Below are 21,956 nucleotides of genomic sequence, written 5' to 3'. Positions count from 1 at the left end.
CGTGCGTACAGACGCGGGCGAGGAACCCCGGCGGCCCGCCGACCGTTGTCCGGACAGGCCCGCGGGGCCCGTACGACGACATCGGGGCGGCAGGATGAACGTGTTGGTTCCCGGGGGCAATCTGCCCCTCCCGGGCGGCGCCCTGGCCATCAGGGTGCCCGGCCCCTTCGACGTCTGCGCGCTCGTCACGGACGACAGCGGCAAGGTCCGGGGCGACGCCGACTTCGTGTTCTACAACCAGCCGACCGCGCCGGGAGCCCTGCTCCGGGGCGACACCCTGACGCTGGAACCCGACAGGCTGCGGGCCGGCGCCACCCGCGTCACGGTGGTCGTCGGCGCGGCCGAGCCGGGCACCCCCCTGGCCCGGCTGCCCCTGCCCACGCTGCAGGTCGCCGATGTGCCGGGCCGGGTGCTGGCCCGCTTCACGCCACCGCCCACACAGGGCGAGACGGTGCTGCTGCTCGCGGAGTTCTACCGGCGTGGCGGCGGCTGGAAGCTGCGGGCGCTCGGCCAGGGGTACACGGACGGACTGGCGGGTCTGGCCCGGGACTTCGGCGTGGAGGTCGTGGCCGAGGACAGCCCGCCCACGCGTGGACGGACCGTGGCAGGGCCACCGCGCGGATACGCCGGGGAAGGCGGCGCGACCCCTGCGACCCGGCAGCCGACGACCGCGCCGCGCCCGACGACACCGGCCCCCGCCTTCGCCCCGCACGGCTCGTCCGCCCACGGCTCCGCGGTGTCCGCCTCCGATCCGGACGGCTTCCTCGCCCTCGTCAACCCCGCCCGCGCCACGGCCGGTTCGCCGCCCGTCTCCCTCGACGCCCGCCTCGCCTCCGCGGCCCGCGAGCACGCGGCCGCCCTGGCCGCGGCCGGGCGGCTCGGTACCGAGGGCGCGGACGGCGTCTCGGTGCACCAGCGGGTCGCGGCGGCCGGATACCGGTACCTCGCCATCGGCGAGCACCTGGTCTCCGGGCCCCGCACCGCCGCCGAGTTCGTCGCGTACTGTCTGCGCACCGACCGGACCCGGCAGACCCTGCACGACCCGGCGTTCACGCACGCCGCACTGGCGCGCGCCACCGACACACGCACCGGCGACACCTACTGGACCGCCCTGTGGGCGAGCCCGCTCACCGCGGACGGCCTGGCCCGGACCACGGCCGAGGTCGTCGGTCTCACCAACCGTGAGCGGGCGCGAGCCGGTCTGCGCGCCCTGGCCGTCGATCCGCTGCTCACCGCCGCGGCGCAGGCGCACAGCGCGGACATGGCGGGGCGCGCCTTCTACTCGCACACCTCGCCCGAGGGGAGCGAGCCATGGGACCGGGCCGCCTCGGCGGGCTCGACCCGGCGGACCATCGGCGAGAACATCGCCTGCGGCCAGCGCTCCCCCGCCGAGGTGGTGGAGGGCTGGATGAACAGCCCCGGTCATCGCGCCAACATCCTCAAACCCGCCTTCACCCACATCGGCGTCGGCTTCGCGGGCGGCGGCCCCTCGGGCACGTACTGGACCCAGCTCTTCGGCGCCTGACGAAGGCGCCGGCCCGGCTGGGCCGCGACCGCGCGGAGACGGCGGCCGAACTGTCCGAGCTGGGACGGGAGCTGGAGCGCATCGGCCTGCGGCACGCACTTCGCGGTGCGCCGAGACCTCTGAGCCGGACCACTGCGCGGAGGCGATTGCACCGCATTGGGAAATCCGCCGGGAGGGCCTCCGAGCAGGAATGCGTCACGGTCAAGGAGGTCGTTCCCGGGAAGCCCCGACGAGTCCGACCCGGGTTGTTTACCGCTGGTTACACCGCAGGACGGGACCAGGACGACCCTCGGCAATTACCTTTTCTCGTACATGCACTCGGCTCAAAGCAGCGCCCTTTTTGAATAAAAGACAGGAATCACGCCGGAGTTGCGCTCCAATTGAACGGACCCCCTCACGCCTGTCGTACCACTGGGAAAGGTGAGTCCGCCGGTTCAGCGAGGGATGGCCATGGTCAAGACGCACGTCTCCACGCACGAGTTGGTCGCCGGGAGGTACCGGCTGCTCGACGTCGTCCACCGGGAGACGAACCGCGTCAGCTGGTACGGCGAGTACGTCGAGGAGACCGGGGCGGCCCGGCCCTGCCTGGTCACCAGGATCGGGCTGCCGGCCGGCCAGGGCGAGGAGAAGGCCCGCCAGGCCGCCGACCGGGTCCTGCGCATGTCCGAGACGATGGCGCGGCTGTGCCCCGGCCGGATCGCCACGGTCGTCGACGCCATGGAGGAGGCGGGCTCCCTGTGGACCGTCACCGAGTGGATCGACGGCCTGCCCCTGAGTCAACTCCTCGATCAGAAGGGATCGTTCAGTCCGGCCAGGGCCGCGACGATCGGGCTGCAGCTGCTCGACGTGCTCGAGGTCGCGCACGGTGAGGGCATCACCCACGGCGAGCTGAGCCCCGGTCAGGTCTTCGTGCGGGCCCGGGGCCCCCTCGTCCTCACCGGGTTCGGACTGGCGGGCGCGACCCTCGCCCCCCGGGTGGCGGCCCCGGCGTACGCCTCCCCCGAGCAGGCCCGGGACGACCGGATCGGCCCGGCGGCCGACCTGTGGGCGCTGGGCGCGATCCTGTACACGATGGTCGAGGGGCGGCCGCCGTACCGGGACCGGGACCGGCCCGAGAGCACGCTGAAGGGCGTGGACCGGCTGCCGCTGCGCACCCCGCTGCGGGCCGGGTCGCTGACCCCTACCGTGCAGGGACTGCTGCGCAAGGACTCCCGGGAGCGGCTGACCAGGACGGTCGTACGCCAGTCCCTCACCCGGGTGCTGGACGAGGACCCGCACGCGGTCATGCACGCTCCCCGGCTGAAGCGTGCCTGCGCCGCCGCCCGGTACGTCGGTCCGCGGTGGAGCGGCCGGGCCATGGCGGCCGGGACGGCGCTGGCCGTCGTCACCGTGGCGGTCGCCGCCCTCGCCGTGACCCATCAACTGCCCGACAGCGACGACACCGCGGGGGCCGGCGCGCAGGCCCGGCCGTCCGCCTCCGCCGCGACACCCGGCGAGGACGCCGGCGAAAGAGACTCCGCGGCACCTGCACCGACCGCGCCGGGCAGCCCGTCTCCGGGCAGCCCGGCGCCGAGCAGCCCGTCTCCGAGCACGTCCCAGGAGACCTCCCCCTCGGCGCCCGCCACCGCCGACGCCCTCCCCGAGGGCTATCGCGTGTACCGCGCGCCCGAGGGCTTCTCGGTCGCCCTTCCCCAGGGCTGGAAGCCGCTGGAGACGGCGCGTGGCGCCGATCAGGCGTACCGCGTCACCTTCGGGGCGGCCGGCGATCCGCGGACCCTCGCGGTGACCTACAGCGAGACCGCCGGACCGGACCCGGTGGCCGTCTGGCGCGAGGACGTCGAGCCCGACCTGAAGCAGGACGAGGGCTTCCGACGGCTGGGCGACATCGAGGCGACGACGTACCAGGGGTACAAGGCCGCCGACATGGAGTGGCTCGTGAACGCCGACGGCGCACAGGTGCGCACGTTCGGCCGCGGCTTCCTCCTCGGCGGGCACCGCAGTTTCTCGCTGCGCTGGACGACGCCGTCCGCGGACTGGGGCAAGAGCGCCAACCGCGAGGCCCTGGACACGTTCCTGAAGACCTTCCGGCCGGGTTCGGCCGCCTGACCGGGACGCCCGGCGCGGTGCCGCGCGAGGAACGCGGCCGGCCGCGGGCCAGGGGTGGCGGCGGCTGTCCGGTCAGCGCGGACCCGGCGCCGCCTCGAACGCCGGCCACGCACCCGACTGGCCCCTCGGCCTCGCGGCAGCCCCTCGCCGCTACCGGCGACCACTGCGTCCGACCCTTACAGAACACCGTCTTATTCGATCGCACGAACACATCTCGCCGGGCAGAATCGGCGGATGCCGACCACCGCGGAGCAGCTGCTCGCCGCCCTCGAACCGCTGCCGTTCCCCGCACGCCTGACCTTGACGGCTCGGACCGCACGTCGGCTCGCGGACGAGGGGACACTCGCCCCGCTGCTTGCCGAGTGGGACGGGCGCGGGCCGTACGAGCGGCGGCTCGCGGCGTTGGCGGCCCTGGTCGGACGGGACGCGGGGTTCCTCGCGGAGCGGCTGGCCGACCCGGACCCGGTCGTCGCCGGGTACGCGCGCCGCGCCGCACGGGACCTGCCCGTACCGGACCGGGCGGTGGAGGCCGCGTACGACGACGCACCGGCCGTGCTGAGGCAGCGACTGGCCCGCCTGCTCGCCGCGGGAGGCCGCAGCGAACTCGCCGAGCGGCTGGTGGCGCGACTGCGCGCGGAGTGGGGCGACGCCGAGGCCGCGCGGCTGCTGCCGGCCTGCTCCACCTCCTTCGTGGCACGGGAGTTGCCGGGCCTGGCGTACGCCGTCGACGGCTGGACGCGGCTCGCGTGCCGGCATCCCGACCCGGTGCTGGACCACGCCGAGCAGACCCTGGCGGACCGGGCCGGCGGAGAGCAGCGGGACCACTGGTGGCGCCGGCACGCCACCACGGTCGCGGCGCTCGCGCCCCTGCGCCCCGAGCGGGTGCTGACCCTGTTGGAGCGGCACGGCCCCGGCAGTATGCCGCCCGCGCTGAACAACGGACTCGGCCCCCTGGCCACCGCCGACGCCGAGCGCGTGATCCGCTGGATCACCTCCCCCGACCGCCGGGAACAGCGCAACGAGCCGGTACCGCCGCCCGGAGTGCTGCACAGGCTCGCGCGGGCCGAACCCGCGGCACTGACCGCGCTGGGCCGTCACTGGCTGACCCGCGGCGGCCACTTCGCCGCACTGGTGAAGGCCGTCGCGCCCGGCCGACGCCCCGCGTTCGTGGACGCGGTCGCCGCCGGAGGGACTCGATGGGACCCGGCGCAGAGCGTCCTCGACCTGCTGCCGCGCGAGCGCCGGTGGGCCGAAGTCCGGCGTGCGGCGGCGGAGTTCGACGGCTCCGACTACTGGTTCGATGACCTGGACACCCTCGCCCACGGCCCGATCGACGAGGTGCGTCCCGCGCTGCTCGCCGCGATCGGACGGTCCGACGCCGACGACCGGGCCACCGCCTGGCCGATGTTCGTGGCCTGCGCCGCCCGGGACGGCGGCCGGGAGGCGATCACCGAGCTGCTGACCACGGCGGGCCGCCGGCTGCGCAACGAGCGGGACCCCGTACGCGCCGAGGCGCTCGGCGCACTCGCCCGGGCGCACCCGCGGCTCTTCGGCTCCGACGACGCCCCGCTGCTGGACGCGATCGCCGCCGACGCACTGGAGGCGCGGGACAGCTCCGCCGCCACCCTGACGGCACTGCGCACACTCGCCGTACGTCTGCTCGTCGAGCACGCCACGGACGAGGAGGCGGGTCTGCGGCACTGGGCGCTGCGCACCCTGGAGCGCATCACGAGCCGGGTCGGCGTACCCGATTTCGGCCCGCTGCACCGCGTCCTGCGACGAGGCCAGGAACACCAGGTGTGCGAGTCCCTGCGCCCCTGGCTCGACGCCGGGGCCGGGCGGGCCGACTTCCGGCTGCTGCTGGGCCTGGCCACCGCACTGGGTCCGCGCGCCCGGCGGCTGCCCGAGCTGCAGGAGCGGCTGGCCACGGCCCTGGAACGCGGCGACGACGAGACGTTCCGGGCGGCGGCCCAACTATGGCTGGCCGCACCGGCGACCCGCGACGAACGGGTCGCCAGGATCGTCGCGCTCGAACCGTCGTCGGTCGTGCTGGCACCCGTACGGCGGGTGCTGAGCCGGCGGCGCACGGATCTGCTGGACACCCTGCTCGACACGTCCGCGCCGTACGGCCGCTTCCTGGTGGACGGGGCCCGGCGCCCGCTGCCGGACCTCGCCGACAGTGCCCGCTGGCTCCCCCGCCAGCAGCGGACGGCGGTCCGACTGGCCGCGGAGGCCGTCGCGGACGCTTCCCTTTCGCTCGACGACCGGGCCGCCCTGATCCGGGCGGCGGCCCCGGTGCCCGAGTTCGGGCGGGCTCTGGCGCTCGCGCACAAGGACGACCCGGAGGTGGTCGTCGCCGAGGCGGCGCTCGGCGCGCTGCCCCGGACCGATCGGCCCCACGACATCCTGCCGGCGCTGCTGGAGCAGGCGGGCAGCGACCGGGCCCGGGTCGCCGTGTACGCGGCGTCCCGCGCCGCCCGTTTCACCGCTCCGTCCGAACTCGCCTTCGCCCTGGGCGCGTTGCTCACCGGGGAGCGGCCCGTGAAGGTGACCTCCCGCAAGGAGGCCGTGCGGCTCGCCGCATGCTTCCTGCCGCCCCGGCAGGCGGTGTCCCTGCTGGCGAGCACCTTCCACGCCCCCGACCGCCACCCGGACGTGCGGGCCGCCGTCGTCCGCGCCCTGCCGCCGCTGCTCGGCGAACCGGAGGCCTGGCGCCTGCTCGCCGACGTCGCACACGACGACGCCCTGCCCGTGCACGAGGCCCTCCTGGCCGTCACCCCCTGGGAGCTGGCCGAGAAGCACCGCCGCGCCTACGCCGCGGCGATCGTCCCGGCCTACGACACGTCCCTCGCGCTCACGGAGGGTTTCGGGGGCGGCTACGCCCTGCTGCTCGCCATGGGGGTGTGGTGCCGCTACTCACCCGAACTGGCCTTCCGTATCTCTCGTACCGTCTGCGACCTCGGCGAGCGTACGCACTGGCGGTTCGCGGGGTGGGTGCTGCGCGATCTCGCCGCGTCCGAGCCGGCGCACCCCGTGGGCGGTGCCGCGCCGGGCAGCGTGTTCCATGGCGCGGTGGCCGAGTTGCTGGCCGCGATGCGCACGCCGGAGGGCGGCTGTGACGCGCAGGAGGGCCGGGACCTGCCGGCGCTGCAGCGGCTCCGGAACCTGACGTCGTTCGGCTTCGTCGACGGAGTGCGACCCGGGTTGCTCGAAGCGGTCGCGGCCCAGCTGGCGTCGGAACCCCTGCTGGCCGCGGAACGCGCCTCCCTGCTCGGCCAGTTGGTCGATCACACCGTGGAGCCGGTCGCGCTGCTCGAACGGCTGCGGGACCTCGCGGACGCTCTCGAGGGCGCCGGGACGACCGTCGCGGTGCACACGTCCGACCGACTGCGGACGTCCTCGTCGTATCGCGCCGTTCCGCAGCGCGCCGAGACCCTGCTGACCGCGGCCGACCGGTTCGCCCGCGACGGTGGCACCGCCACGGGCCTGCTGGCGGTCGGCCTCGTGAAGGGAACGGGCGTCGCACTGGGCTGGCCCGAGGAGTGGCGGTCGCTGCTGCGCCTGCTGCGCGGGCACGGGAACGCCGACGTACGCCACGAGGCGCACAAGACCATGACGGAGAACGAATGACCGCCGCCGGCCACCCTGGAGCCGGGCGGCAGCGTGCGATGTCCCGGTCGCTGTGGACCGGGACCCGCACGGCCCTGCTCACCGGGTCAGCTCGGCTGGTCTCCGGTGTAGCGGTAGATGCCGCCGGCGGAGTTGACGACCCAGACGGTGCCGTCGGCGGCGGCACCGACGTCCGCCGCTCCGCCGGGGATGCCGGTCCAGGGACTGGCGTCGTGGCCCGTGTACCGGTAGATCTGCTGGGAGGAGTTGGTGCCCCAGACGTTCGTCCGCGAGCCGGCGGAGATGCGCGACAGGCCTCCCGAGACGGAGATCCAGTCGGTGGCGCCCTGGTCCCCGGTGTAACGGAAGATCCCACCCGCGGAGTTGACGTGCCACACCGTCCCGTCCGCGGCCACACCGATGTCCACCGCCCTGCCCGGGATCCCGATCCACGGGTTCGCGTCGTGCCCGGTGTAGCGGTAGATCTGCCCCAGGGAGTTGACCCCCCACACACATGGGTCCGCGACCCCACCGAGATGCGGGTTAACCCGCCGGCGACGCCCACCCAGTCGGTCGCGCCCTGGTCCCCGGTGTAACGGAAGATCCCACCTGCGGAGTTGACGTGCCACACCGTCCCGTCCGCGGCCACACCGATGTCGACCGCCTTGCCCGGGATTCCGATCCACGGGTTCGCGTCGTGCCCGGTGTACCGATAGATCTGCCCCGCGGAGTTGACCCCCCACACGTGGGTCCGCGACCCCACCGAGATCGTCGTCAGACCGCCGGAGATCTGCTTCCAGTCAGCCATGCCTGTCGCCCCTCTCACGTCGCACGTCGCACGTTGCGCGCTGCACCCGGTACATGCGGTGCGACCAGGACGACCAAACAGCGCTATATACCGATTGACCGCTCAAAACATCCAGAAATCGATGTTTGGCACCACCTCGCCCTCTGGCGCACGGGAGCGGGAAAGTCGGCGCCGATTCCCGGAAGACCGGAAACGCCGTAACCCACATGGAGGCACCACGGCCCCGCCGCCACGGACCGCCTACCAGCGGAACGGCCATGAGCCCGGCGGATCGCGGCGGTCGCGCTCAGACAACGGCCGGTACGGGGACGCCGACGCCCAACGCCTCCAAGCGCTTGATCTTCTTCCGCACCACGTACAACGGGATCACCCCGAACACTCCGAACGACATGTCGATCACGCTCCACCAGAAGGGAATCCCCCGGACGGGTCCGCAGATCAGCGCGAGCGGGATGATCCCGGCGCAGGCGATCATCGAGAACTCGACGACCCAGATGTTGCGCACGGGGTCACGGTAGGGGCCGTAGAAGGCGACGGCGATGACGAGATGAGCGAAGGCCAGCCAGTCCGTTCCGTAGAGGAGGAAGGGATGGTCGGCGTCGGCGGTGTCGAGCCCGCGCCGGACGCGCTCGATCCATTCCATGAGGCCGGGCAGATGCTCGGGGACGGACAGGTGGGGCCATCACCACTCGCGCCGCCGACCCCCTATCGCAAATAAGACATACCGACCTAAGATGCTTGGAACCTCTGCCGGGTCGCGGCGCTGTCGCGCGCCGTGCCCATCGCTTGCCCTGCCTTCCGGCGGCCTTGAGAGGTGCACCATGACCGGCCCATGTTGCGAACACCCGGCAACGTCCGACTGGCGCGATCAAGCCGCGTGCGTCGGAGAGGATCCCGAGATCTTCTTTCCTCTCTCGGACCTCGCGACGCCCGGCGCGGAAGCCGCACTGGCCCGAGCGGTATGCCGCCGCTGCGCCGTACTCGTCGCCTGTCGCGACTGGGCGCTCGAACAAGGCGAGGACGACGGAATCTGGGGCGCCACAACGGCTGCCCAACGCCGTGCCATACGACGAGCGACCCTGGAGCCGACTCTTGCCACCAGACGCCGGCGGCATACAAAATCTGGCCAGGACGCAACTGCCGACGGCTGAAACTCGTCCCTTCCTCCCGAGCCGACGAAGCTCACGGAGATCTCAGACAAGCAAGATGGGGGACGCATCATGAACCTGACGCCGAGGAAGAGCCGTCGCAGACCGGGCGCCGTCCGAGCGGTCGTGCTGGGCGTGTGCGCCGCGGGCGCGCTGAGCCTCACGGGCTGCTCCGGTGACGACGGCACGACGGACGCCGGCAGCGGCGCGAAACCGAGCGCGACGACGGCGAGCGGCACCAGCGCCAAGCCGGGGGCGGATGCCGACACGACGGGCAAGAAGCCCGGCGCGGAGTCCTCCGCGGGCGCGGGCGGCGGCGTCAAGTCACCCAGTGTCGTTCCGATCGCCTCAAAGTCCCCCGCTCCCCCGGCGAAGGCCTCGGCGGGCGCCGAGGGTGACGGGGGTGCTGACGGTGACGACTGTGACCACAAGATGCCCATCTCCCCCGACGAGGTCGCGGTCTACCGCTACACGCCGGAAGGCGGATCGCTGAGCCTGATCGTCAAACACGGCAACTGGGGGTGCGGCTCTCCCGACTCGGACGGCGCGCCGTTCGAGACCGTCGGCAAAGAGATCTACATCCCGATGGATCAGGCCGCGTACGTCACCGTGACCAACCCCATCGTGGAAAGCACCGAGAACCAGCCCCTCGGCGTCCAGGAGTTCCTCGACTGGCTCGAGGCCCACCCGAACTCCGGGCTGGTCTTCACGTACCACCTGGGCGGCGACGGGGCCATCGACCGCCTCGACGAGGTCTTCACCCCCTAAGTACTCCAGCCGTAGATCGTGACCTTCATGCTTGATCGGCTTGTCGCCGGTAGTGGCTGGTCTGGGATCGGGCCTGGTGGCGGCGTCGCCGGACGGACCAGCCAAGCCGGTGGACGGGGTCAAGGACGGGCCGGTCATCAGGCCCTCGAACGCTTCCTGCCAGCGTGCAGGGTCTACGCTGTGACCTTCGGCCACCGCATGATCTTCAGTCTTCACACAGCGATGATCAACGGTGGCCGCCCCCGTCTCCACAGCGCGTCAGGGTCGTGCAGCGTCTGCCTGCCGTCCTGTGTCTGGAGGACTTGTGCAACGTGGCGAAGTCTGGTGGGTCCAGTTCGACGAGAGGAGGTTGGTCGTACTGCTGTCGGGAGACGACACGTCCGGGATCCGGGTGATGCAGGTCGTCGCTCCGGCGGGCGTCGACATCAGCGGTCTGGGCATCGAAGTGATGGTCGGCGCCGGTGAAGGACTGCCGTTCGAAGGCGTGCTGCGGCTCGCGTTCCCGCGTCCAGGCTTCACCCCTTGCACATGGCTGACCACTGTGTCCCGCGACGACCTGATAGAGCGGGCGGCCGTCCTGTCCTCCCTGAAGCTCAGCGAGATTGACAACGCCCTCCGACTCGCTGAACAAGCGCAGGAGCCGACCCCGGCAACGACCGCGAAGCTCAGCGAGATGAGGGATGCCCTCCGTCTCGGAGAACTCGGGTAGACGGAGAAGGAGCCGACGCCCGCGACGGCGTGGGCGACCTCGGGCGGGATGATCGACGCCGGCCACCTCTCGCCTCAGCGCCCCTCACCACCGAGATCGCGGGGGGATGGCCACGAAGCCCCCTGAAGGCCGGTGGATCCAGGCTCAGGCGAATACAGTCACCGTCGTGGTGGAGATGTTCAGGAATCCCTTCGCAAAGCATGGATCAGCCATGTGTACACAGGGATCAGATTCGGTACCACCTGCCAGCCGTTGACGATCCACACCAGCCGCCAGTACTCATCCACGCGGGGGTCATAGGCGACTTCGAACTGCTGGGCCAGCCAGTCCCGGAATTCCGCGTCCGGGGCGCGCGTGAACACGTCGGCGAAACGTTGCACGAGATCGTCGACGATGGGTGTTGCCTCATTGCCGAGCGGATCGATGCCAGTACTCCTGGCTTCGACAAGCTTTTGACGGGTGAACTCCATCAATTCTTCGCCGGCTTCGACCTCGATACCGAGCGTGTGCTGATCGGCCTGGAAGGTGGCCACCCGTCGCATTTGTGTCCGGAAGTCCTCGTCGCTGAGCAACTCGGCAAGCTCCACCCAGGCGGCGACCTGTTCAGTGGACGGGTCCTCCGGAAGATTCGGAGTGGCAGCGCGAACCATGGCCACCGCATTCGCGTCGGCGTCCTCCACTCCAAAGGTGCCATCGATGAAATCGTCGATCAGATGACGACGCTCCTCGACGGACAATTGCGCGAGCTTGTGCATGAGCTTGGTCTCCTTGGGACTGGATCCGAGTTTTGCCGCGGCTCGCAGAACACTCCGACGCAGATGCAGCATCTGGATCTGAACATCTACGGCGTCGGCGTGGGCCGAGAGGACTTCCGCCATCGACAGTTCGCGGTTCAGTACTCGCTGGACCGTGGGTAGGTCGATCCCCAACTCGCGTAGCGTGCCAACGAGTTCCAAGCGACGCAGTGCGTCGACATCGTACAGTCGATATCCGGCGGGAGTGCGGCTGGTCGGCGCTACCACCTTCGCATCGGAGTAGAACCGGATTGTCCTCACTGACAAACCGGTGCGCCGGGAGAGTTCCCCGATCGAATAGAGAGTCGCGCCGTCCATGTCGCCCATCCTGATGTCTCCAGTCGCTGGAGAGTCAAGGCTGTCTTCGAGCCGTGCGGACGGAGTCCGTCGATCACCCAGATCCCCAGGCCCTCCCGGGGCGCGGCCGGCGGCCGGCGGCCCGTTCAGGCCGCCCGGTCCCACCGCACGTGCAGGGTGCTGGGCTTGCGGAAGACCAGGCCGTACGGGGCCGCGGGGTGGTCGGGGTCCAGGCGCAGGGCGGGGAGGCGTTCCAGCAGGCGCTGGAGGGCGATGCGGGTCTCCAGACGGGCGAGATGTGCGGCGAGGCAGTAGTGCGGGCCGTGTGCGAAGGCCAGTTGGAGACGCGCGTTCTCGCGGCGGACGTCGAACAGGTCGGGTTCGGGGAAGACGGCCGGGTCGCGGTTGGCCCCCGTCAGGGAGACGGTGACGAGGTCACCGCGGTGGATCACGGCGGGGCCGAGGACGGTGTCACGGGTGGCGTAGCGGTCCACGACCGCCGCGCCGGGTTCGAGGCGCAGTGACTCCTCGATCGCGCCGTCCAGCAGCTCGGAGTCGGCCCGGACAAGGGCGAGTTGGTCGGGGTGTCGCAGCAGGTGCAGCAGCAGGTTGGTGATCATCGCCTCGGTGGTCTCGATGCCTCCGAACATCAGCACCGCGGCATTGGACGCCACCTCGGGCACTGTCAGCTGCCCGGCGGCCGAGCCGAGGAGGGAAGAGGAGCTCCGGTCGGCGACGGTGGCTTCCACCGCGGTGCGCAGCTGCGCGTACGCCGCGACGCCGGCGGGCCCCGCCTCGTGGCCGGCGGTGATGTCCGAGACCGACCGCACAATGGAGTCGTACCAGCCGAGCACCGTGTCCCCGGTGGTGCCGGCCAGCCCCAGCGCCTCGGTCACGACCGCGACCGCGAGGGGTCCGGCGAAGGCGCTGCGCAGTTCGGCGGCGCCCGTCGGCTCCAGCGCGGTGAGGAGTCGGTCGGTCTCCCGCTCGATGAACGCGGCGAATCCGTCGCGCACCGCCCGGGGGCGGAAGGGCGCCGTGAAGGGCTCGCGATGCCGGGTGTGGTGGTCGCCGTCGAGGGACAGCATGCTGGGGCCGACGACCTGCGCGGTGGAGAACCGGGGGTCGTCGACGGTGAAGGTCTCGGCGTCCCGCATCACGCTCAGCGCGAGGTCACGGCGGGTCACCAGCCAGCCGTCCAGCTCGGGGAGCCAGGACACCGGCTCCCGCGCGCGCAGCAGCGCCAGTCGCGGATGCGGATCCCGGGCGAGTTCGGCGAGCGTGGTCGCGGCACCGAGAGGGCAGGAGTCGACGACGCTCATGATGTGCCTCGGCCTGGCAGGGAAGAACTGTTCACGCCGGCGAGGCTAACAACCCGCTCCGCAGATGAGGAGGTTGAGGGAGCTTCGACGAGGCCGGTCGGACGAGGTCCTGGCCGTTCCCGGTCTGGAAGCCCTGTCCATCGGCGTGTGGGACAGCGCGCCCCTCAGCCTCGCCCCCGTCGCCGGGCTGCCCCGCCTGCGTACACTCACCGCCTACCCGGGCACGCTGGCCGACCCTCTGGAGATCGCCGAACTCCCCGGCCTGGAGTTTCTGCAGCTCGGCCCCCAGGAGTGGCGCGTCCTCCTCGACGCCCGAGCCGTTCCACGCAGTCTGTCGGCCGCCGCCATCGTGGTGCACGGGAACCAGGACCCGCTGCCCGTCGTGGCCCTCGCCAAACGAGATCCTGGCCCTCTGGGACCGGCCCCGGATCGTGCAGACCGTCCTCGAAGGGGCCGTTGGCCCTGGCCCTGGCCCTAGCCCTGGCCCCGGGGCCGGCCCGGGGCCGGCCGACGGTCGGCCGGGACACCTCAGTGAGCGGTGAGCATGCCTTCGCGCAGCCGGGCGAGGGTGCGCGACAGCAGCCGGGAGACATGCATCTGTGAGACGCCCAGGTGCTCGCCGATCTGGGCCTGGGTGAGTTCCTCCACGAACCGCATGTGGATGATCTGCCGGTCCCGCTCGCCGAGTTCGGCGATCAGCGGGGCCAGGGCGTGGAAGTCCTCCACGAGTTCCAGGGACTGGTCCGGGAGGCCGATGAAGTCCTGCAGCGCCGCTTCGCCGTCCTCGCTGCCGCTGATGGCGGCGTCCAGGGAGGAGGAGTTGTAGCCGTTCGCGGCGAGGCGGGCCTCGCGCACCTCTTCCTCCGGAAGGCTCATCAGCTCCGACAGCTCCTTCACCGTCGGGGTGCGGCCCAGCCGGCTGCGCAGTTCCTCCGTGGCGCGCGCGAGCTGGACGCGGGCTTCCTGGAGTCGGCGGGGCACGTGCACGGCCCAGGTGGTGTCGCGGAAGAACCGCTTGATCTCACCCACGATGTAGGGGATGGCGAAGGAGGTGAACTCCGCCTCCCGGGAGAGGTCGAACCGGTCGATCGCCTTGATCAGGCCGATCATGCCGACCTGGACGATGTCCTCCATCTCCTCCGGCCCACGACTGCGGAAGCGGCCGGCCGCGAAGCGGACCAGGGACATGTTCATCTCGATCAGCGTGTTGCGCGCGTACTGGTGCTCCGGCGTGCCCTCCTCCAGCACCGCGAGCTGGTCGAAGAACAGCCTGGAGAGTTCGCGCGCGTCCCTGGGCGCGACACGAGAGGGATCGGCGACCTCCGGCAACTCCCGTGCCTGTGTGTCCTCAGCCGTCGCGCTCATGAACGCCATGACCTACCCCTCCCACCATCGAAGCCGACCACCACTGCCGGCGGATACGACCGGCGCCATCGCGCGGATACCCTCACCTGGTGCGTCCATGCCTGCACTCACTCCCCTTTTTTTCTCGCCCCCCTTCTCCTCGCCGCCTTCTCCTCGCCGCCGCCCGAGCAGGCGCCGGCGGGCCGGTCGCGGCGGTCGAGAGGCGGGAACAGGCGAGAACAGGTGGGATTCATCGGTGCAGGGGCAGTCGGGAAAGGCGGATACGTCGTACGGGCGTGCCGCCCGTCAGCTGAGGAGATCAGGGCATGGCAGGACCGGAGGACACACAGGGCCACGGCAGACGGCTTCTGTCGGCGCCCGCATCCGCGGTCGCCGAGGTGCTGCAAGCCATCGGGGCCGGGGCTTACCTCGTGGACGAGGAGGGCCGTATCGTCGCCGTGAACTCCCGCGCCGAACAGTTCCTGGACCGGCCCGCCGAAGATCTCCTCGGCCATGACGCGCACGACCTGCTGCACCGGGACGCCCACGGCCATCCCTTGCCGAGAACCCAGTGCCGTATGCGGCTGGCTTTCCACGCCGGGCGCACCGCTCAGGCCGAGGAGGACCACTTCGCCTGCGGGGACGGCTCGGTGCTGCCCATCTCGTGGCTGATAACCCCGTTCGATCTCCCTGAGGGTGCGGGCAGCACGCTCGTCCTCTTCCATGCCCGGCATCCGCGGGAGGCCGACACACGGCCGGAGCCGGCGGCCACGCTGCTGCCGGACCTCGAACGACTCGCGCTGCTGGCCGCGACCACCACCCAGCTGACCTCGACCCTTGATGTCGAAGAGGCGCTGCGACGACTGGTGACTCTGGTGGTGCCCCGGCTCGCGGACTGGGTCATCATCGACCTGATCACCGAGCGCGACGAGGTGTGGCGCACCGTGGTCGTCGAGGCGACCGGTGACTCCCTGGTGGCCCACGAGGAGCTTCAGGGGCCGATGCCGCCGATCCCCGAGGAATCCCCGATGCCCCTGTCCAGGGCCCTGCGCGGAGTCGCCTCGACGCTGGCCGGCCCGCAGACCTACCAGGGGCCGCCGGATTCCGGCATCGCGGTCGAACAGCGCCGTCTGTTCGACGCCACCGCTATCCACTCCGCGGCCATCGCGCCCATCCGCAGCACCCGCGCCGTCCTCGGCGCACTGACCCTGGGCCGTGCCGGGCAGCCGGGGGACTTCAACACCGCCGACCTTCCCCTGATCGAGGACATCGCCCGCCGCGCCGGCCTCGCTCTGGACAACGCGCGCCTCTACCAGCGCCAGCGCAAGGTCGCCGAGACCATGCAGAACCATCTGCTGCCCCAGATGCCGCGCGTGTCCGGGCTGCAGATGGCGGTCCGCTACCTGCCCGCGCCCGACGCCTCGCAGGTGGGGGGCGACTGGTACGACGCGTTCTCCCTGTCCGACGGCGCCACCGCGCTGGCCGTCGGCGACGTCGTCGGTCACGACCTGGAGGCCGCGGCCGGCATGGCGCAGGTGCGCAACATGCTCCGCGCCTACGCCTGGGCCTTGCAGGAGCCCCCCAGCCAGATCGTCGAACGCCTCGACGAGGCGGTCCTGCACATCACCGACGTCACCATGGCCACCATGATCCTCGCCCGGGTCGAGGAGACCGACGAAGGCCGGTGGAAACTGTCCTGGACCAACGCGGGCCACCCGCCGCCGCTGCTGATCAGCCATGACGGCCTGGCCGACTACCTCACCGGCGGCCACGGCATCCTGCTCGGCACCGGCGTCGGCAAGCCCCGCACCGACGCCACCGCCCTGCTGCCGCCCGGATCCACCCTCCTGCTGTACACCGACGGTCTGATCGAGGAACCCGGCCACACCCTCGACGAGGGCCTGCAGCGGCTCCGCCAGCATGCCGCCGCCCTCGCCCACCGCCCGCTTACCTCCTTCACCGACCAGCTGCTGCGCCGGGTCCGCCCCGCCGCCAACGACGACGACGTCGCCCTGCTCGCCGTGCGGGCACCCGCGCGGACGTGATCCACGCGCCGCGGTGGCGAGGCCTCCGGCGGCTGCGCGAAGCCCCGTCGGGGGCCCGGCTGAAGGAAGTCGGCGAGGGCGAAGGCCCAGTGCTTCGGGCGCCTGTTCGGCGACACGGTGTCCGGAATCGACGCGACAGCTGCTCTCAGCGGCAGGCAGTCCAGGAACGCCACCCGGGAACGCGCCCCTCCGCCGAAGCGGATGAGGACGGAGGCCTCACCGACGCCGATCCGCGCCGTCTCGAACCCCTTCGCACACCGCGGCCTCCCTGGACCCCGACACGCACCACCGGCCGCGGCCGCGGCCGCGGCCGGTGGTGCGTGTCGGGGTCGCCGCGGCTCACCGCCGCGGGTCGGGTCTGGTCTCGTCCGGTCGGCGGCGATCGCCGTGCCAGTCCAGTATCAGGACCGTGGCGTCGTCCTTGAGGCTGCCGTGGCAGGCGTCGAGCACCGCGGCGGTCAGGGTCCGGACGGCTTCCCGCGGGTGCAGCTCGCGGGTGTCCTCGATGACCGAAGCCAGGTCGACGGCCGCGGCGCCGCGTTCCTGCATTCCGTCGGTCAGCAGGACCAGGCGGTCCCCGGGGCGCAGTTGCAGTTCCTGTAGGCGGTAGGCGGTGGGTGCCACCACGCCGAAGGGCAGGTTGACGGCGAGACGGACCTCTTCGACGACGCCGTCGCGCATCCGCAGCGGCCGGGGGTGGCCGGCGTTGACCAGTTCGCACAGGCCCGTGTCGAGGTCGACGCACAGCAGTTGCCCGGTGGCCAGACCGCGGCTGTGGCTGAGCAGGGCCTCGTGGGCGTGCCGGGCTTGCTTGAGGGCGTCGCAGCCGCTGCGCCGTGCCCGGCGCAGTGCGCCGACCAGCAGGGTGGCCAGCAGCGCCGATTCCGTGTCGTGGCCCATGGCGTCGGTGATGGACAGGTGCAGGGTGTCCCGGTCGAGGGTGTAGTCGTAGGTGTCGCCACCGATGTCGTCCGCCGGGACCAGCCCGGCGGCGAGGGTGAACTGGGCCGCCTCGCAGCAGGGCGCCGAGGGAAGCAGCTGGTGCTGGATCTCCGCGGCCAGACTGGTCTCGGTGGTGCGCCGGCCCAGGTGGTACAGATCGGTGAAACGGCGGTCCGTGACGATGATGTAGGCCAGCGCGTGTGCCGCGTCGCGGACCTGTCGGAGCACGGTCTCGTCGGCGGACTGGAGGGTGACCTCCAGGACTCCGATGCAGTCACCGCGGTTGGTGACCGGCGTGATGACGCGCCGTCCGCCCTGGCCGTCCGGTTCCACATGCTGGCGCTGGCTGCGCAGCACGCCGTCGTAGACGCTGCCGTGCAGGTCGATGGGCTCACCGTGGTCGGCGGGCTCACCGCCTGCCGGGGCGAGGCGTACCAGTCGCTGACCGATGAGGTCGACGAACAGGAATGACACACGCTCGGCTCCGAACCGCTTTTGCAGATCGTGTGCCACCACATCGACGGACTCACCGGGCGGGGCTGCTTCGGCAGCGGCAAGCAACTCGCCCAGTTCCAGATCTCCACCCTCCACGACAACCTCCTATCGGTTGCCGCAACTTCTTCCCCGAGTCTCCGCAACATCACCTAATGTGCCCATCTTGCCTGGTCAGGACAGTGGGTTGGGGAAAGGAGACGCTGCCCCGCGGGGGGATCAGCCCAGAGATGCGGGTGCGAAGCGGCGCAGCTGAAGGGGTGCCACGAGGTACTCGTCCTCGCCCGGCAGCACCACGGGCTGGTCACGCCAGTGTTCGCCGACGTAGCCGACCAGATCCTGCTCGCTGCGCCAGCGACTGACGTACAGCAGTGAATCGGGCGGCGCGAGCAGTACCTCGTGGTCGATCAGCCCCGGGTAACGGCCGGGAAACTCGCGTACCGCGGAGACGATCATGTCGCGGAATTCCTCGAACCGTTCAGGACGTACGCGTGCCTCGCTCACCCTGATGATCACGGTCGTCAGGGTGTCACGCGAGCGGACGCGGCTCCACCTTCCTGCCGGGTGCCCCGGCGCCCGCTGCCGCAGCGGCGCGGATGAGCCGTCGCTCGCGGTCCGGACGCCGCGACGAGGTGGCCGTCGTCAGACGGTCGGGACGTGTCCGACCTCCGTCGAGGCTTCGGCCTCCGACGAACTGATCACCTCGGAGCCTCCGTTCCCACGGTCCGTGAAACCTCCGAGGAGGGCGAGACCGAGGCCTCCGGCGGCGAGGGCCGCGCCGACCAGGGCGGGCGAGGCCCAGCCCCAGCCCGCCGAGATTGCCAGGCCGCCGAGCCAGGCGCCGCCGGCGTTGGCCAGGTTGAAGGCGGAGTGGTTGGAGGCCGCCGCCATCGTCGGGGCGTTCTTCGCCTTGGCCATGAGCAGCATCTGCACGGGGGTGGTGACGAGGGCGCCCATCGCGCCCATGAAGGCGAGTGTCACCAGGGCGGGGACGGTGCTGTGGACCGTGAAGTAGAACGTCACGAGCGACGCGCCGAGCACGGCGAGCCCGCCGTACAGCGTCGGGCGCAGGGCACGGTCCGTCAGCGGGCCCGCGATCAGTGTGCCCAGCGTCATTCCGACGCCGTAGAGCGCGAGGACCCAGGTGGTCGAGGCGTCGGAGAAGCCCGTCAGGTGCGTCAGGATCGGCACCAGGTAGCTGTAGACGGCGAAGAAGCCGCCGAATCCCACGACGGCGGTGGCCAGGCCGAGGGCGACCTGCCTGTTCCCCATGGCCCGCAGCTCGTGCCGGATGCCGGCCTGGTCGCCGCGCGGCTGGTGGGGGACGAAGGCGGCCAGCGCGGCGAGGGCGACGAGGCCGATGACGGCGACGGCGCAGTAGGCGTACCGCCAGCCCAGTTGCTGTCCGAGGGCCGTGCCGGCCGGGACGCCGACGATGTTGGCGATGGTGAGGCCGAGGAACATCCTCGACACGGCCCGCCCGGCTCGTTCGGGGGCGACCAGCCGGGAGGCCACGACGGCGCCCACGCCGAACAGCGCCCCGTGGGGCAGGCCCGCCAGGAATCGTGCGGCGAAGAGCGAGCCGAAGTCGGGAGCGAGGGCGGACGCGACGTTGCCGACCACGAACAGCCCGGACAGCAGGAGCAGGAGACGCTTGTGGGCGATGCGCGCGCCCATGGCCGTCAGCAGGGGGGCGCCGACGACGACGCCGAGGGCGTAGGCGGAGACGATGTTGCCGGCGTGCGGTACGGACACGCCGACGCCGTCGGCGATCTGGGGCAGCAGCCCCATCGTGGCGAACTCGGTCGTACCGATACCGAACGCGACGAGTGCAAGGGCCAGCAGGGCCAGTGGCATGGAGCGGGAGTACCTTTCGCGGGCGGCGGTCCGGATGCGGTGGAGCGGGCGGGACCGCGATGGCCCTGCTCCTGTGGTCAGTCGCGCCGGCCACCGTTGCCCGGTGCGCCCCCCAGGACAGGGGAGGCCCACGAACCGTGCAGCCGTGGCGCAGGCTCACGCATTCCAAGATCGGCCGACCGGAATTATGGCCTCCATCACACTCCGACGGACGGGCTCCCCCTGCTCCCACTCCTCGGCTCCGTGCCCAGTGCCGACGACCGGCCGGAGACGCACCCCCGGCGAGGTTCCCCGGCCGACCAGGAGCCGGGGGCGGCGGGGCGGCAGGCCGGGGGTGCGCTCGGGGAAGAGGTCAGTGGCGCTGGATTCCGAGCTGGCTCGCGGCGGCGTCCACGGTCTGCGCGAGCAGGACGGCGATGGTCATCGGCCCGACGCCGCCGGGCACCGGGGTGATCAGACGGGCGCGGGTGCGGGCGGTGTCGAAGTCCACGTCGCCCACGTTGCCCGGGTTGTAGCCGGCGTCGATCACCACCGCGCCGGGCTTGACGTCCTCGCCCCGGATCAGCCGGGGCCGTCCCACGGCCGCCACCACGACATCCGCTTCCCGGACGATCCCGGGCAGGTCGGCCGTGCGGGAGTGGCAGTACGTCACCGTCGCGTCCTTGGCGAGCAGGAGCATCCCCACCGGTTTGCCGAGAATCGCGCTGCGGCCCACCACGGCGGCGTGTTTGCCGGCGAGGTCGACGTCGTGGGCCTCCAGCAGTCGCATGATCCCGCCCGGGGTGCAGGACACGAAGCCCGGCAGCGCGAAGCTCATCGCGGCGAAGGAACGCGTCGTGACCCCGTCGACATCCTTCTGTGGGGCGATGGCCTCGAACGCCGCCCGCTCGTCGATGTGCGGGCCGCAAGGATGCTGGAGCAGGATGCCGTGCACGTCCGGATCCTCGGACAGACCGGCGAGGGTGTCGATCAGCTCGGCGGTCGTGGTGGTGGCGGGCAGCGCGAGGTGCCGGGACCGGATGCCCGCCTTCGCGCACCGCGCCCGCTTCATGCGGACGTACGTGACCGAAGCGGGGTCCTCTCCCACCAGCACCGTCGCCAGACAGGGACTGGTCCCCGTGCGCCGTGAGATCTCCGCAGCCTGGGCAGCGGCCTCTTCGACGATGCGTGCGGCAGGACCGGTGCCATCCATGAGCCGGGCCGTCTGAGTCAGGGACATTGTCGCCCTCCGGGTGTGGCTGACCACTTGCCCAGGCGCACGGCGACAACGACGTCTCGTCAGACCGCTCCCCGGTGGTGCTCCACCTCAGCGCCAGTCACGGCCCACGCCGCACTGTAGTGCACGCGACACGCTTCCACCGGTCAACGCCCGCAGCCGGCAGGCGACTTGCCGACGAGGGGGGGCGGCAAGGCATACGGGTCGTGCGCGGCCCGCGCGGGTCGGCGACCTCCGCCCGGTAGCGGTACGGCAGCCCGTCCACATCGGCGACGGCGGCGCCCACGCCGTATCCCACGACCCGTGCCGGACACGGGACGCGGGACACCGGGCGAGCCTGTGGCGCGATGCCGCCGACAAGTGCGTCGGCGTGAGCGGCAGGGCATGGTTCCGGCTAGTCCTCGAAGCCCCAGCTGTGGATCCGCCTCGGGTGGACGCGGATCACCTCCTCGCTGAAGTGCGGGCCCAACTCATGTGGCCCGGTGAGGAGTTCGGCCTCGCCTCGGATGTCCACACCGCGCACCTTCCAGGGCTGCAGGCTCACGATGTCGTCCACGACGAGCGCGACCTTCGGGTTCTTGCTGAGGTTGCGCCACTTCTTCGTCTCCCCCATGGCGTACCCGCCGATGAGGATCGTGCCGTCCTCCTGCAGGAAGAACGCCACGGGATTGGCCTGCGGCTGCCCCGACGGGTCGACCGTCGCGAGGCGCCCCAACCGCTGTGACTCCAGGTACGCGCGCTCGGTCGCGCTGAATTCGGTCATGACAGCAGCCAAGCATGTTCCCGACCGCACGCGCATCGGATCAAGGACCTAGGTCCGGAGGCTGAGCCCTCCGCTGCCGCCCCGGCCGCCCCCCTCCACCATTTCAGCCGACCGGTGCGTCGGGGGCGGGACACACGTTGCGTGGAAACCTGCGGGCGTGCGGGCGGCTCGTAATCTGGTCGGGTCTCATCGCCTGTGGGAGAGGAGTGCG

16 protein-coding genes, 3 pseudogenes and 1 riboswitch are annotated in these 21,956 nt (G+C 71.7%); of the genes and pseudogenes, 8 read left to right on the top strand and 11 right to left on the bottom strand.

Going from position 1 to position 21,956, the window contains the following annotated elements; all coding sequences use genetic code 11:
• Positions 1-94: 94 nt before the first annotated feature.
• The 3 genes from ACIRPU_RS08475 to ACIRPU_RS08465 all read left to right on the top strand — a co-directional run bounded on the left by ACIRPU_RS08475 (position 95) and on the right by ACIRPU_RS08465 (position 7,261).
• On the top strand, positions 95-1,525 hold the full coding sequence (locus tag ACIRPU_RS08475; protein WP_403863361.1) for a CAP domain-containing protein: 1,431 nt from the start codon (positions 95-97) through the stop codon (positions 1,523-1,525).
• A 444-nt stretch (positions 1,526-1,969) separates the two neighbouring features.
• On the top strand, positions 1,970-3,631 hold the full coding sequence (locus ACIRPU_RS08470) for a serine/threonine protein kinase (protein ID WP_403863358.1): 1,662 nt from the start codon (positions 1,970-1,972) through the stop codon (positions 3,629-3,631).
• 234 nt (positions 3,632-3,865) lie between these two features.
• Positions 3,866-7,261, top strand: a complete 3,396-nt coding sequence (locus ACIRPU_RS08465) for a hypothetical protein (protein ID WP_403863355.1) — start codon at positions 3,866-3,868, stop codon at positions 7,259-7,261.
• 86 nt (positions 7,262-7,347) lie between these two features.
• Here the strand turns inward: ACIRPU_RS08465 and ACIRPU_RS08460 are convergent, their stop codons facing one another.
• From ACIRPU_RS08460 to ACIRPU_RS08450, 3 genes and pseudogenes are all read right to left on the bottom strand, one after another.
• Positions 7,348-7,752: a tectonin domain-containing protein gene (locus ACIRPU_RS08460; protein WP_403863352.1), complete on the bottom strand. Its 405-nt coding sequence runs from the start codon at positions 7,750-7,752 to the stop codon at positions 7,348-7,350.
• Between the two features lie 50 nt (positions 7,753-7,802).
• Positions 7,803-8,048: pseudogene (locus ACIRPU_RS08455) on the bottom strand (tectonin domain-containing protein); the annotation flags it as partial.
• Positions 8,049-8,334: 286 nt separating this feature from the next.
• Positions 8,335-8,721: pseudogene (locus ACIRPU_RS08450) on the bottom strand (hypothetical protein); the annotation flags it as partial.
• Between ACIRPU_RS08450 and ACIRPU_RS08445 the strand changes: the two are divergent.
• The 3 genes from ACIRPU_RS08445 (at position 8,690) to ACIRPU_RS08435 (ending at position 10,673) form a co-directional block, all read left to right on the top strand.
• On the top strand, positions 8,690-9,199 hold the full coding sequence (locus ACIRPU_RS08445) for a WhiB family transcriptional regulator (RefSeq protein WP_403863349.1): 510 nt from the start codon (positions 8,690-8,692) through the stop codon (positions 9,197-9,199). The pseudogene ACIRPU_RS08450 and the gene ACIRPU_RS08445 overlap by 32 nt on opposite strands.
• A 69-nt stretch (positions 9,200-9,268) precedes the next feature.
• Positions 9,269-9,964, top strand: coding sequence for a hypothetical protein (locus ACIRPU_RS08440; RefSeq protein WP_403863346.1), 696 nt, complete (start codon positions 9,269-9,271; stop codon positions 9,962-9,964).
• A 304-nt stretch (positions 9,965-10,268) separates the two neighbouring features.
• Positions 10,269-10,673: a type II toxin-antitoxin system PemK/MazF family toxin gene (locus ACIRPU_RS08435; RefSeq protein WP_403863343.1), complete on the top strand. Its 405-nt coding sequence runs from the start codon at positions 10,269-10,271 to the stop codon at positions 10,671-10,673.
• A 179-nt stretch (positions 10,674-10,852) separates the two neighbouring features.
• Here ACIRPU_RS08435 and ACIRPU_RS08430 read toward each other — a convergent pair whose 3' ends face one another.
• Positions 10,853-11,785 (bottom strand): MerR family transcriptional regulator, encoded by a 933-nt coding sequence (locus ACIRPU_RS08430; protein ID WP_403863620.1) that lies wholly within the window; start codon positions 11,783-11,785, stop codon positions 10,853-10,855.
• Between the two features lie 125 nt (positions 11,786-11,910).
• Complete coding sequence (locus tag ACIRPU_RS08425) at positions 11,911-13,086, bottom strand: cytochrome P450 (RefSeq protein ID WP_403863340.1); 1,176 nt, start codon at positions 13,084-13,086, stop codon at positions 11,911-11,913.
• 112 nt (positions 13,087-13,198) lie between these two features.
• On the opposite strand from ACIRPU_RS08425, the pseudogene ACIRPU_RS08420 reads away from it, so the two are divergent.
• Positions 13,199-13,628, top strand: a pseudogene (locus ACIRPU_RS08420) (hypothetical protein); the annotation flags it as partial.
• On the opposite strand, the gene ACIRPU_RS08415 reads toward ACIRPU_RS08420, so the two are convergent.
• Complete coding sequence (locus tag ACIRPU_RS08415) at positions 13,615-14,460, bottom strand: RNA polymerase sigma factor SigF (protein WP_403863337.1); 846 nt, start codon at positions 14,458-14,460, stop codon at positions 13,615-13,617. The pseudogene ACIRPU_RS08420 and the gene ACIRPU_RS08415 sit on opposite strands and share 14 nt — an antisense overlap.
• A gap of 296 nt (positions 14,461-14,756) precedes the next feature.
• Here ACIRPU_RS08415 and ACIRPU_RS08410 point away from each other — a divergent pair, with 296 nt between their 5' ends.
• Positions 14,757-16,475: a SpoIIE family protein phosphatase gene (locus ACIRPU_RS08410; RefSeq protein ID WP_403863334.1), complete on the top strand. Its 1,719-nt coding sequence runs from the start codon at positions 14,757-14,759 to the stop codon at positions 16,473-16,475.
• A gap of 339 nt (positions 16,476-16,814) precedes the next feature.
• Here the strand turns inward: ACIRPU_RS08410 and ACIRPU_RS08405 are convergent, their stop codons facing one another.
• From ACIRPU_RS08405 to ACIRPU_RS08385, 5 genes are all read right to left on the bottom strand, one after another.
• Entirely contained in the window at positions 16,815-18,008 is a 1,194-nt protein-coding gene (locus ACIRPU_RS08405; RefSeq protein ID WP_403863331.1) for a PP2C family protein-serine/threonine phosphatase, read from the bottom strand.
• 120 nt (positions 18,009-18,128) lie between these two features.
• Positions 18,129-18,425 (bottom strand): antibiotic biosynthesis monooxygenase, encoded by a 297-nt coding sequence (locus ACIRPU_RS08400; protein WP_403863328.1) that lies wholly within the window; start codon positions 18,423-18,425, stop codon positions 18,129-18,131.
• A gap of 126 nt (positions 18,426-18,551) precedes the next feature.
• A complete protein-coding gene (locus tag ACIRPU_RS08395) occupies positions 18,552-19,766 on the bottom strand; it encodes an MFS transporter (RefSeq protein WP_403863325.1) in 1,215 nt (404 codons plus the stop codon).
• Between the two features lie 352 nt (positions 19,767-20,118).
• Positions 20,119-20,985, bottom strand: coding sequence for a bifunctional 5,10-methylenetetrahydrofolate dehydrogenase/5,10-methenyltetrahydrofolate cyclohydrolase (locus tag ACIRPU_RS08390; RefSeq protein WP_403863322.1), 867 nt, complete (start codon positions 20,983-20,985; stop codon positions 20,119-20,121).
• A gap of 22 nt (positions 20,986-21,007) precedes the next feature.
• Positions 21,008-21,096, bottom strand: a riboswitch (ZMP/ZTP riboswitch).
• A gap of 280 nt (positions 21,097-21,376) precedes the next feature.
• Positions 21,377-21,745 carry a PPOX class F420-dependent oxidoreductase gene (locus tag ACIRPU_RS08385; RefSeq protein ID WP_403863320.1) on the bottom strand — a complete coding sequence of 123 codons (369 nt, stop codon included), beginning with the start codon at positions 21,743-21,745 and terminating at the stop codon, positions 21,377-21,379.
• Positions 21,746-21,956: the final 211 nt, after the last annotated feature.

It is taken from the genome of Streptomyces sp. NPDC102259 (genome assembly GCF_044766465.1).
In the GTDB taxonomy this organism is placed as follows: domain Bacteria; phylum Actinomycetota; class Actinomycetes; order Streptomycetales; family Streptomycetaceae; genus Streptomyces.
The sequence above is the reverse complement of the archived record's forward strand: the minus strand, read 5'-3'. Positions and strand labels throughout refer to the sequence as shown.

Bases quoted from the DNA above. Each gene is read 5' to 3' on its own strand.
- ACIRPU_RS08475 (WP_403863361.1), top strand. From the start codon at position 95: ATGAACGTGTTGGTTCCCGGGGGCAATCTGCCCCTCCCGGGCGGCGCC.
- ACIRPU_RS08415 (WP_403863337.1), bottom strand. From the start codon at position 14,460: ATGGCGTTCATGAGCGCGACGGCTGAGGACACACAGGCACGGGAGTTG.
- ACIRPU_RS08465 (WP_403863355.1), top strand. From the start codon at position 3,866: ATGCCGACCACCGCGGAGCAGCTGCTCGCCGCCCTCGAACCGCTGCCG.
- ACIRPU_RS08410 (WP_403863334.1), top strand. From the start codon at position 14,757: ATGGCAGGACCGGAGGACACACAGGGCCACGGCAGACGGCTTCTGTCG.
- ACIRPU_RS08470 (WP_403863358.1), top strand. From the start codon at position 1,970: ATGGCCATGGTCAAGACGCACGTCTCCACGCACGAGTTGGTCGCCGGG.
- ACIRPU_RS08445 (WP_403863349.1), top strand. From the start codon at position 8,690: ATGAGGCCGGGCAGATGCTCGGGGACGGACAGGTGGGGCCATCACCAC.
- ACIRPU_RS08440 (WP_403863346.1), top strand. From the start codon at position 9,269: ATGAACCTGACGCCGAGGAAGAGCCGTCGCAGACCGGGCGCCGTCCGA.
- ACIRPU_RS08395 (WP_403863325.1), bottom strand. From the start codon at position 19,766: ATGCCACTGGCCCTGCTGGCCCTTGCACTCGTCGCGTTCGGTATCGGT.
- ACIRPU_RS08430 (WP_403863620.1), bottom strand. From the start codon at position 11,785: ATGGACGGCGCGACTCTCTATTCGATCGGGGAACTCTCCCGGCGCACC.
- ACIRPU_RS08385 (WP_403863320.1), bottom strand. From the start codon at position 21,745: ATGACCGAATTCAGCGCGACCGAGCGCGCGTACCTGGAGTCACAGCGG.
- ACIRPU_RS08425 (WP_403863340.1), bottom strand. From the start codon at position 13,086: ATGAGCGTCGTCGACTCCTGCCCTCTCGGTGCCGCGACCACGCTCGCC.
- ACIRPU_RS08390 (WP_403863322.1), bottom strand. From the start codon at position 20,985: ATGTCCCTGACTCAGACGGCCCGGCTCATGGATGGCACCGGTCCTGCC.